The organism is Leuconostoc sp. BM2 (assembly GCF_002095565.1).
Taxonomy (GTDB): Bacteria; Bacillota; Bacilli; order Lactobacillales; family Lactobacillaceae; genus Leuconostoc; species Leuconostoc falkenbergense.
On sequence record NZ_MOWQ01000051.1, the window covers coordinates 1 to 8,711 of the forward strand.

An 8,711-nucleotide genomic window follows, 5' to 3' on the forward strand; every position below is an offset into this window, starting at 1 on the left:
CGTCGTTTAATGCGAGAAGCTGGCATATACTCTGTCATGACTCGTCGATTTAACAAACCAACGACAACTGTTGATTATCGTCAACGTCCCAACTTAATCAGGCATTTACCCGAAGCCAACGCTTGGAGCATGGACATCACTTATTTAAAGTTGAGTAATGGTCAGTGGGTCTATTTAGCGTCAGTTTTAGATTTACAAACGCGTAAGATATTAGCCCATCAAATCAGTGCCACGATGGATACCAAATTGGTAGTTACAACACTACAAAGATCGCTGTCAACTGATAAAAAACCAAATTATTTACACACTGATATGGGCAGTCAGTTCACTAGTTTTGGCTTTGAAAATTTGTTAAAGCGACATAAAATTGATCATTCGTATTCAAAACTAGGACATCCATATGATAATGCCAAAATTGAAAGTTTTCACTCCCTATTAAAGCGTGAAATGATTTATCAATTCCGGTTTCCATCGATTGCACATCTAATTTTAGATGTGTCCAAGTATATTCATTGGTTCAACAACGAAAGAATCAGTCTTGCCAATCCAAAAATAAAAGTTGCCTAATCAGTTCAGCCCTAGATAAAAAATATTCCGAATTATTGACTTATGAGCACTTGAAATGTTGAGTTACCTTACCATCAACCGCCACCGCAACTTGACTAGTAGCTTTAGAGACATCAATACCAATAACATAGTGCATAATAGCACCTCCTTAAAAAATATTTGAAACAATCACTGAAACCTCACGACCATTTAATTTTCTATACTCGACGTCTAGCGCCTAACTTACTAAGATCAAATTGTGTTGTAAAGCCAGTGAAATGGCCATTTTTTTCTACGACATCTGGTGTCAAAAGGACCAACGACCTAAGTTTCACTACCAATTTTAGAATAAATCTAAAAAAGGTGAAGATCATCTCCGTCGAGAATAATCTTCACCTTTAATGTTAGTAAGTTTTTTAGTATAAGAGCACATCACATTGGTATGTTGAAGTGGTCACCAGAAACGGCTGCTCATGTATCGGGTATTGCTTTCAAGACAATCTATAACTGGATTCATCATGGTTTGCTTAAAATTAAGGTATCAGATTTACCGGATAAAGGTATTCGACATAAACGTCAATCTGACGGCCGTAGAAGTGTTTTTGCCCATGGCCGTTCAATTGAAAAACGACCAAAAACAATCCAATTAAGACAAGAATTTGGTCATTTTGAAGTGGATACGATGCAATCTGGTAAAACACTTGGCGATGTTTTAGTGACTATCACAGAACGATTGAGCCGACAACATATTGTGAGTCGTGTCAGTGGTCGCAATAGTCTGGCAGTGACACTGTCTATTATTAGGTTCTTTAAGGGTATCAAAAATGCTAGATCAATTACAGTCGACCACGGTAGAGAGTTTGCAAAATATGATGAGATAGAAGAAAAGCTAGGCATACCGTTGTATTTTGCGCATCCATATTCACCAGAAGAACGTGGGAGTAATGAAGTACTGAATCGATATGTCCGGCGTTTTATCCCAAAGGAACGAAAGATTGAAATAATTAGTCAGAAAGAATTAGATCAAATTAATCATTGGGTTAATGCCAGACTAATGAAAACGCTTAACTGGCAATCACCACGAAAAGTCTTTCAGCAACATGTGGTGTTCGGATGATTCTTGCAATCTGCTATATGTACACCTTGCTATCGGAAGTGATTGTTTGGTTGGGGAAAAGTCGGGGAAAGTCACTCGTTTTGCAGTAATACCAAGAGATGGTATAATAATAAAGTTATATTTACGACTAGGAGATGAACAATGCCGATTAAATTAATTGCTTCTGATATGGATGGTACATTTTTAACTGCTAATGATATGTATAATCAAGCACGATTTGAGCGTGTATTGTCCGAAATGACGAAACGAGATATGAAGTTCGTAGCAGCTTCAGGCCGCCAAGTCAAAAATTTGCAACAATTATTCGCACCCACAATTGCCAAAGGATACGCATTGGACTTTGTTGGCTCAAATGGTGCGGTTGTTGCTACAAGTGAACAACAGCTTTATTCAGTTCATTTATCAGCAGAACAATTAGCCAAGGTCATTGATTGGAATGCAAAAAATCCAGAATCTGCTGAAAATATTATTATTATGACTGGCGATAATGCGACCTATGTTTCTAATCATGCCACTGGCCCTGTGGCTAAAATGGTGTTTCAATTCTATCCAAACGTTAAACAAGTTGAAAAATTAATGTCGGTGGATGACCACATTTTAGAAATCACTTTTGTATGGCCAAATGATGAAGTACAACAACATGTGGCTGCGCTACGTGAAGTTTTTGGTAATGAGTTACATGCTACTGGTTCTGGTTTTGGTTCAGTGGATGTTTTAGGACGTGGCGTTGACAAGGCAACAGGACTGCAAGTGCTGCAAGACTACTATGATGTCCTGGACGATGAAGTGATGGTCTTTGGCGACAATGGCAATGATTTAGAGATGTTGACTAAATATGAGAATGGCTTTGTGATGCCTAACGCTGAGGCATTTATGCAAGACGCTGTGACAAAAAAAGCCGCTGACGTGAACGTCAACGACGGCGTTTTGAAAACAATCGAAAATTATTTAGGGATTTAATTAATGTTTTTTGGTGATCCAAAGCGATTAATTAAAATAGCAACAGCGACACCAATAAAAGTATCCACAATTCGTTCAAAAACATAGACGATCGTGGCGCCAGATGGAATATTTAAGGAAATCATCAACAAAGCTGCCATGGCGCCAATTACACCACTGTTGTAATCGAAGCCGTCAAGCAAAACAATCGCGATAATGACCAGTAATGGTAACAGAATCATCGAAGTCCAAGGTGCGTGATTCGTCTCTTCGTGTACAATAAAATAAATAAGAGCGAAACCGCCACCTAACGTATTTGAGATAAGTCTTACTTTAGCAAAGTTAAGGGTTTTGTCCCAACTTTCTCGCAAAGCAAAAACTGCCGCTAAAGCTGCTACAAATGGCGGCCGATTAAAAAAGTAAAAAGATGTGATGATGAGCATGACAGCGAAAGCTGTTTTTAGTGTTCGTAAACCTAAACGAAATTTTCCTATTTGCATAAATTTCTCCAATGAATATTTTGTTATTTTATCACAACTTTGTGATACTATCTAGGTAGGTTGTTTAGACAATCAAAAACACGCTTTAGAAAGGAATGACAAAATGTCAAACCCAACCCTTGATTTACTGAATCAACATATGTCGATACGTGCTTTCACTGACGAACCTGTCACAGATGAGCAAGTACAGAAGATTTTTCATGCAGCAGTTGCTGGACCAAACATGAATAATTATCAACCGGTCACCTTTATTGAAATTACTTCACAGCAGCTAAAGGCAGAAATCACTGCTCAAGTGGGCATGAAATATATTGAAACTGCTGCGCGTTACTTTGTTGTAGCAGTGGATTACAATAAGGACCTCATCGGATTGACACCAGAAGAAAAATCGTTAGCTGAGAATAATATACAGCGTTATAATGTGCTTGAAGGCGGCATCATTAGTGCTGGCATTGCGTTAGGGCGTGCACAAGTAGCAGCGGAATCCCTTGGGTTAGGTAGTGTCACTATGGCTGGCGCCATGAAAGCATTTGAGCTTTATGAATCAGAACTCAATCTACCTAAGTATGTGAAAGCAGTTATGGGGTTCTCTATTGGTTATCCGGCGCAAAACCCCGGTATTAAGCCAAAACTTGATTTAGATGGTGTTTTGATGAAAGATGGTTATCATCAAGAACAAATGGTTACAGCAGTGATGCGATATGATAAAATCATGACGGATTATTATGCGCAACGTGGTGTGACGCGTTCGTGGATTAGCAACAACGTTAGAATGCTAACAGCCAATCGTGATACATCTGAATTGACACAATACACTCAGAATAAAGGCTTTAATTTAAAATAAGTTTTTATTTAAAATAAAATGAAAGCGGTTACAAAATGACATTAGTAATATTAGAAGCGGCATTACACGATAAAATTTGGGGTGGTACAGCCTTAAAAAATTTTCATTTTCCTATTAAGGGCGATCATGTTGGTGAAGCATGGGCTATTGCTGCCCATAAAAATGGTGAGTCAACCATCAAGGATGGTCCGTTTGCTGGACAAACACTAACGCAACTATGGCAGGATAATCCTAATCTTTTTGGTGGGCATGAGGCAAATGAAGCTTTTCCATTGTTAATTAAAATTCTTGATGCACACCAAGATTTATCAATTCAAGTTCACCCAAACGATAAACAATCACGTGAAAAATACGGAAAAACTGAATGCTGGTATATTTTAGATGCGACACCAAATGCTAAAATTTATTATGGACATTATGCGCAAAGTCGTGGTGAACTAAAGGCGATGGTTGAAAAAGAAGATTGGGAGCATATGCTTCGAACTGTTCCTGTTAAAAAGGGGGACTTCTTCTATGTTCCCGCAGGCACTTTTCATGCGCTGGGAGCAGGAATTGTCGCTTTAGAAACGCAGCAAAGTTCCGATACAACGTATCGCTTTTATGACTTTGACCGTGTTGATGCCACGACAGGACAAAAGCGTGATTTGCAAATTGCAGATGCACTTGATGTTACTACTGTGCCACATCATGATCCTGTTTTAAAGCAAACAACCACTATTGTGGATCAAACGATTGTGACGCGATTGGTAACCTCTGTGAAGTTTACTGTTGAGAAATTATCTGTTCGAGGTTTATCGCAGTTTAATTTGGCACATCATTATGAATTATTTACAGTAATAGATGGTGCTGGTCGTGTTAACCAGACTGCTGTTAAAAAAGGTGATAGTTTTATTCTTTTTGATGATGAATCCATATCTTACGCATTAGACGGTGACATGACAATCATTAAAAGCTTCGTCACAACAGACGATAACCCAGATCAACGATTTTAAATGTAAACATGTTGAAAGGATTTTATGAAAGTTATTCTACTTTTTTGTAAACAAATATGAAAGCGTTTACTTTTTTGTTCTGATACATTATAATATGACTTGTAAACAATAACTAAATTGTTATTGTGTAAGCGTTTACAAAATGGTTTCATTTCGCTATAATCATTAAAGTAAACAATTTATTGAGAAGGAGATTTCCTAAATGGTTAATTTAATTATTGCCAGCCATGGGGACTTTGCAAAAGGCATTTTGATGTCAGGATCAATGATTTTCGGTGAACAAGAAAACGTTGAAGTTGTGACATTCTTACCTAATGAAGGACCCGATGATTTGGATCGGCACTACCAAGAAGCATTGTCGAAGTTCAACAATGATGACGAAGTACTATTCTTGGTTGATTTATGGGGCGGTTCACCCTTTAATCGTGCCAGTTTGATTCAAAAGCAAAACCCAGATAACATGGCCATTGTGTCAGGTTTGAACTTGCCAATGCTAATTGAGGCTTATGGTGGACGTTTGAGTCAAACAAAAGCTGCTGATCTGGCGAAGTATTTGGTGCCGGTAGCTCGCGAGGGAGTTAAGTCTGTGCCAGAGTTCCAAGAAGCTGCACCAGCTGCAAGCAAAGAAAAGTCGACAGTTGGCCTTAAAGAGGGTCACATTAATATTAAGTTGGCTCGTTTGGATACGCGTTTATTGCATGGACAAGTTGCTACTGCTTGGACGCCTGATTCAAAGGCAAACCGTATTATTGTTGTCTCTGATGCAGTTGCCAAAGATGAGCTACGTAAGAGCCTAATCCAACAAGCTGCGCCTAATGGTGTTCAAGCAAATATTGTACCAGTCAGCAAAATGATTGAAGTTGCCAAAGATGATCGTTTTGGTGGTGTTGATGCATTCCTCTTGTTTGAAACAGTGGAAGATGTCTTAAGGGCTGTTGAAGGCGGTGTACCATTGAAGTCACTTAACGTCGGTTCTATGGCACACTCAGAAGGAAAAACAATGGTTAACAAGGTTTTGTCAATGGATAAAACTGACGTTGCTGCTTTCGAAAAGTTACGTGATTTAGGTGTCGAATTTGATGTCCGTAAGGTCCCAAATGACAGTAAGGCGAACTTGTTTGATTTGATCAAGAAAGCAAATGTTAAATAACATTAAAATGTTTAATTAAGAAAGGTGTCTAAATGTGTCTACTATTGCGATAATTTTAGTCGTAATCATTGCCTTCTTTGCAGGTTTGGAAGGTATTTTGGATCAATTTCAGATTCATCAGCCACTAGTATCAGCGACTTTGATTGGCTTGGTTACAGGTCATTTAACAGCCGGTATCATCTTGGGTGGAACCTTGCAAATGATTGCGCTGGGTTGGGCTAACATCGGTGCTGCTGTGGCGCCTGATGTTGCTTTGGCTTCTGTTGCATCTTCAATTATTATGGTCAAAGGTGGCGACTTCTCTGGAACAGGGATATCAGTTGCCGTTGCAACGGCTATTCCGTTGGCTGTTGCTGGTTTGTTCCTAACAATGGTCGTTCGTACCATTGCCGTTGGTTTAACTCACGGTGCCGATGCGGCTGCCAAAGAAGGTAAGTTCCGCACGATTGAAACGCTTCACTTGTTTGGCTTGCTACTACAAGGATTGCGTATTGCTATTCCAGCCGCAATTTTGATTGCTGTACCTGCTGCAGCTGTTAAGAGTGCTTTGACTTCAATGCCTGAGTGGTTAACTGGTGGTATGGCCATTGGTGGTGGTATGGTTGTTGCCGTTGGTTATGCTTTGGTAATTAACATGATGGCTACGCGTGAAGTTTGGCCATTCTTCGCCATTGGTTTCGCATTGGCCGCTGTTAGCCAATTGACTCTGATTGCTCTTGGTGCCATTGGTTTCGCGATTGCCTTGATTTACATCAACCTATCAAAGATGGGCGGTAATGGTGGCGGTTCAAACGGCGGCGGTTCAAACGGTGGCAACGACCCAGTCGGTGACATCTTGAACGAGTACTAGAAAGGAGCAACATGATGGCTGCAGAAAAAATCGAATTAACGCAAAAAGATCGTTTGTCAGTTGCTTGGCGCTCACAGTTCTTGCAAGGTTCATGGAACTATGAACGTATGCAAAACGTTGGTTGGGCTTACGCCATGATTCCAGCGATTAAAAAATTATATAAGTCAAAAGAAGACCGTGCCAGCGCATTGAAGCGACACTTGGAATTCTTTAACACACATCCCTATGTTGCCTCACCAATTATTGGTGTTACGTTGGCATTGGAAGAAGAACGTGCCAATGGTGCACCAATTGATGATACTGCGATTCAAGGTGTTAAGGTTGGTATGATGGGACCTTTGGCCGGAATAGGTGATCCAGTCTTCTGGTTTACTGTACGACCAATTCTCGGTGCCTTAGGCGCTTCACTTGCCATGAGTGGTAATATTCTTGGTCCTATCTTGTTCTTCGTTTTGTGGAACGTTATTCGTATGGCATTCTTGTGGTATACGCAAGAATTCGGTTACAAAGCTGGAAGTGCTATTACACAAGATTTGTCTGGTGGTTTGTTGAAAGACATTACTAAGGGTGCTTCAATTCTTGGTATGTTCATCTTGGCTGTACTGGTTGAGCGTTGGGTATCAATTAAGTTTGTCCTAGAATTGCCTGCTAAAAAGTTAGCAAAGGGTGCTTATATCAACTTCCCTAACGGACCAGTTTCTGGTGAGCAGTTGCAAAAGATTTTAGGTGAACAAGCATCAGGTTTGTCATTGACAAAGGTTGTCCCTAACACTTTGCAAGCTAATTTAGATAGTTTGATTCCTGGATTGATGGGATTGCTATTGACTTTCTTAGCAATGTGGTTGTTGAAGAAAAAGGTATCACCAATCGTGATGATCATTGGTATCTTTATCTTTGGTATCGCAATGCATGCCTTCCACATCATGTAAAAATTTTGACAAAAAGTGCTCGCCTTATTGACGAGCACTTTTGTCAGTACATACGTTTAATGGAGTAGATTATGGTACAATCTTTAAACAAGACAGCAGAATTAACAACTCAGGGTATTTCTTATCTAGGTATGGGTGCAAAGTACGGACACTTTTTAATTGGCGATCAAGCTTTCGAATTTTTTAATGAAAATAATGTCGCTGATTACATCCAAATTCCGTGGACTAATGTTAAAGCTGTTTATGCACAAGTCAGCAAGAATCATATTGGGCGTCGTTTCAGGGTAACCACCGACAGTGGTAATTTTGATTTTTCGGCAAAGGAATCTGGTAAGGTGCTCAAAGTTATGAGAGAACACCTTGGGGATCAAAAAGTGTTGCGCCAACCGACGCTATGGCGTAGTGTGTTAGCACGCTTTAAGAAACGGAAGGACGTTTGAGACGTCAGTAGGACACTAAATGAAGCAATTACAAAAAAGTAAAATTATACGATATTTTACGATTATTCTGGCCTTAGAAATTGTGGCTGTTAGCATTAATTTTTTCTATGCACCTGCAAAGGTTGCTGCCGGTGGCGCCACGGGATTTGCCATTTTGGTCAATGAATTAACCGGCGTCGATCGCGCCATTACGGTATTAGTAGTTAATATCATCATGATTGTTTTGTCAGCAATTTGTTGTGTGGTATGATAATTATCGAGGTAATTATACGATGACTTTTTCTACCAGAAGTCAAGTGTTTCAAGGCATTTAGCTTCTTTTTATGATGCTGCAATTGGTCATCAAGCACTACTAAAATAAACCGATGTCTTCACATTGGTTTTGCAAAATGTTAGGCTTATAA

Annotated in this window: 9 protein-coding genes and 2 pseudogenes; 10 read left to right on the top strand and 1 reads right to left on the bottom strand. The window is 39.5% G+C overall.

Annotated elements, in window-relative coordinates:
• The 3 genes and pseudogenes from BMG01_RS09620 to BMG01_RS09630 form a co-directional block, all read left to right on the top strand.
• Positions 1-567, top strand: a 567-nt coding sequence (locus BMG01_RS09620; RefSeq protein WP_143472294.1) for an IS3 family transposase, incomplete at its 5' end; no start/stop codon positions are given.
• 409 nt (positions 568-976) lie between these two features.
• Positions 977-1,663: pseudogene (locus BMG01_RS09625) on the top strand (IS30 family transposase); the annotation flags it as partial.
• A 141-nt stretch (positions 1,664-1,804) separates the two neighbouring features.
• A complete protein-coding gene (locus BMG01_RS09630) occupies positions 1,805-2,623 on the top strand; it encodes an HAD-IIB family hydrolase (RefSeq protein WP_004910218.1) in 819 nt (272 codons plus the stop codon).
• On the opposite strand, the gene BMG01_RS09635 is transcribed toward BMG01_RS09630, so the two are convergent.
• Positions 2,620-3,102 carry an aromatic acid exporter family protein gene (locus BMG01_RS09635; protein WP_004910221.1) on the bottom strand — a complete coding sequence of 161 codons (483 nt, stop codon included), beginning with the start codon at positions 3,100-3,102 and terminating at the stop codon, positions 2,620-2,622. The two genes, BMG01_RS09630 and BMG01_RS09635, sit on opposite strands and share 4 nt — an antisense overlap.
• A 103-nt stretch (positions 3,103-3,205) precedes the next feature.
• Between BMG01_RS09635 and BMG01_RS09640 the strand changes: the two genes are divergently transcribed.
• The 7 genes and pseudogenes from BMG01_RS09640 to BMG01_RS09670 form a co-directional block, all read left to right on the top strand.
• Positions 3,206-3,946, top strand: coding sequence for a nitroreductase family protein (locus tag BMG01_RS09640; RefSeq protein ID WP_004910224.1), 741 nt, complete (start codon positions 3,206-3,208; stop codon positions 3,944-3,946).
• A gap of 35 nt (positions 3,947-3,981) precedes the next feature.
• Positions 3,982-4,938: a type I phosphomannose isomerase catalytic subunit gene (locus BMG01_RS09645; protein WP_004910226.1), complete on the top strand. Its 957-nt coding sequence runs from the start codon at positions 3,982-3,984 to the stop codon at positions 4,936-4,938.
• Positions 4,939-5,140: 202 nt separating this feature from the next.
• Positions 5,141-6,088, top strand: a complete 948-nt coding sequence (locus tag BMG01_RS09650; RefSeq protein ID WP_004910230.1) for a mannose/fructose/sorbose PTS transporter subunit IIA — start codon at positions 5,141-5,143, stop codon at positions 6,086-6,088.
• 34 nt (positions 6,089-6,122) lie between these two features.
• Complete coding sequence (locus BMG01_RS09655) at positions 6,123-6,938, top strand: PTS mannose/fructose/sorbose transporter subunit IIC (RefSeq protein WP_004910233.1); 816 nt, start codon at positions 6,123-6,125, stop codon at positions 6,936-6,938.
• 14 nt (positions 6,939-6,952) lie between these two features.
• Positions 6,953-7,867: a PTS system mannose/fructose/sorbose family transporter subunit IID gene (locus tag BMG01_RS09660; protein ID WP_004910234.1), complete on the top strand. Its 915-nt coding sequence runs from the start codon at positions 6,953-6,955 to the stop codon at positions 7,865-7,867.
• Between the two features lie 71 nt (positions 7,868-7,938).
• Positions 7,939-8,307 (top strand): DUF956 family protein, encoded by a 369-nt coding sequence (locus BMG01_RS09665; protein ID WP_004910236.1) that lies wholly within the window; start codon positions 7,939-7,941, stop codon positions 8,305-8,307.
• A gap of 19 nt (positions 8,308-8,326) precedes the next feature.
• Positions 8,327-8,542: pseudogene (locus BMG01_RS09670) on the top strand (YitT family protein); the annotation flags it as partial.
• Positions 8,543-8,711: the final 169 nt, after the last annotated feature.

What these genes read in the sequence shown, in the direction of transcription:
- BMG01_RS09630 (WP_004910218.1), top strand. Translation starts at nt 1,805, where the DNA reads ATGCCGATTAAATTAATTGCTTCTGATATGGATGGTACATTTTTAACT.
- BMG01_RS09635 (WP_004910221.1), bottom strand. Translation starts at nt 3,102, where the DNA reads ATGCAAATAGGAAAATTTCGTTTAGGTTTACGAACACTAAAAACAGCT.
- BMG01_RS09640 (WP_004910224.1), top strand. Translation starts at nt 3,206, where the DNA reads ATGTCAAACCCAACCCTTGATTTACTGAATCAACATATGTCGATACGT.
- BMG01_RS09645 (WP_004910226.1), top strand. Translation starts at nt 3,982, where the DNA reads ATGACATTAGTAATATTAGAAGCGGCATTACACGATAAAATTTGGGGT.
- BMG01_RS09650 (WP_004910230.1), top strand. Translation starts at nt 5,141, where the DNA reads ATGGTTAATTTAATTATTGCCAGCCATGGGGACTTTGCAAAAGGCATT.
- BMG01_RS09660 (WP_004910234.1), top strand. Translation starts at nt 6,953, where the DNA reads ATGGCTGCAGAAAAAATCGAATTAACGCAAAAAGATCGTTTGTCAGTT.
- BMG01_RS09665 (WP_004910236.1), top strand. Translation starts at nt 7,939, where the DNA reads ATGGTACAATCTTTAAACAAGACAGCAGAATTAACAACTCAGGGTATT.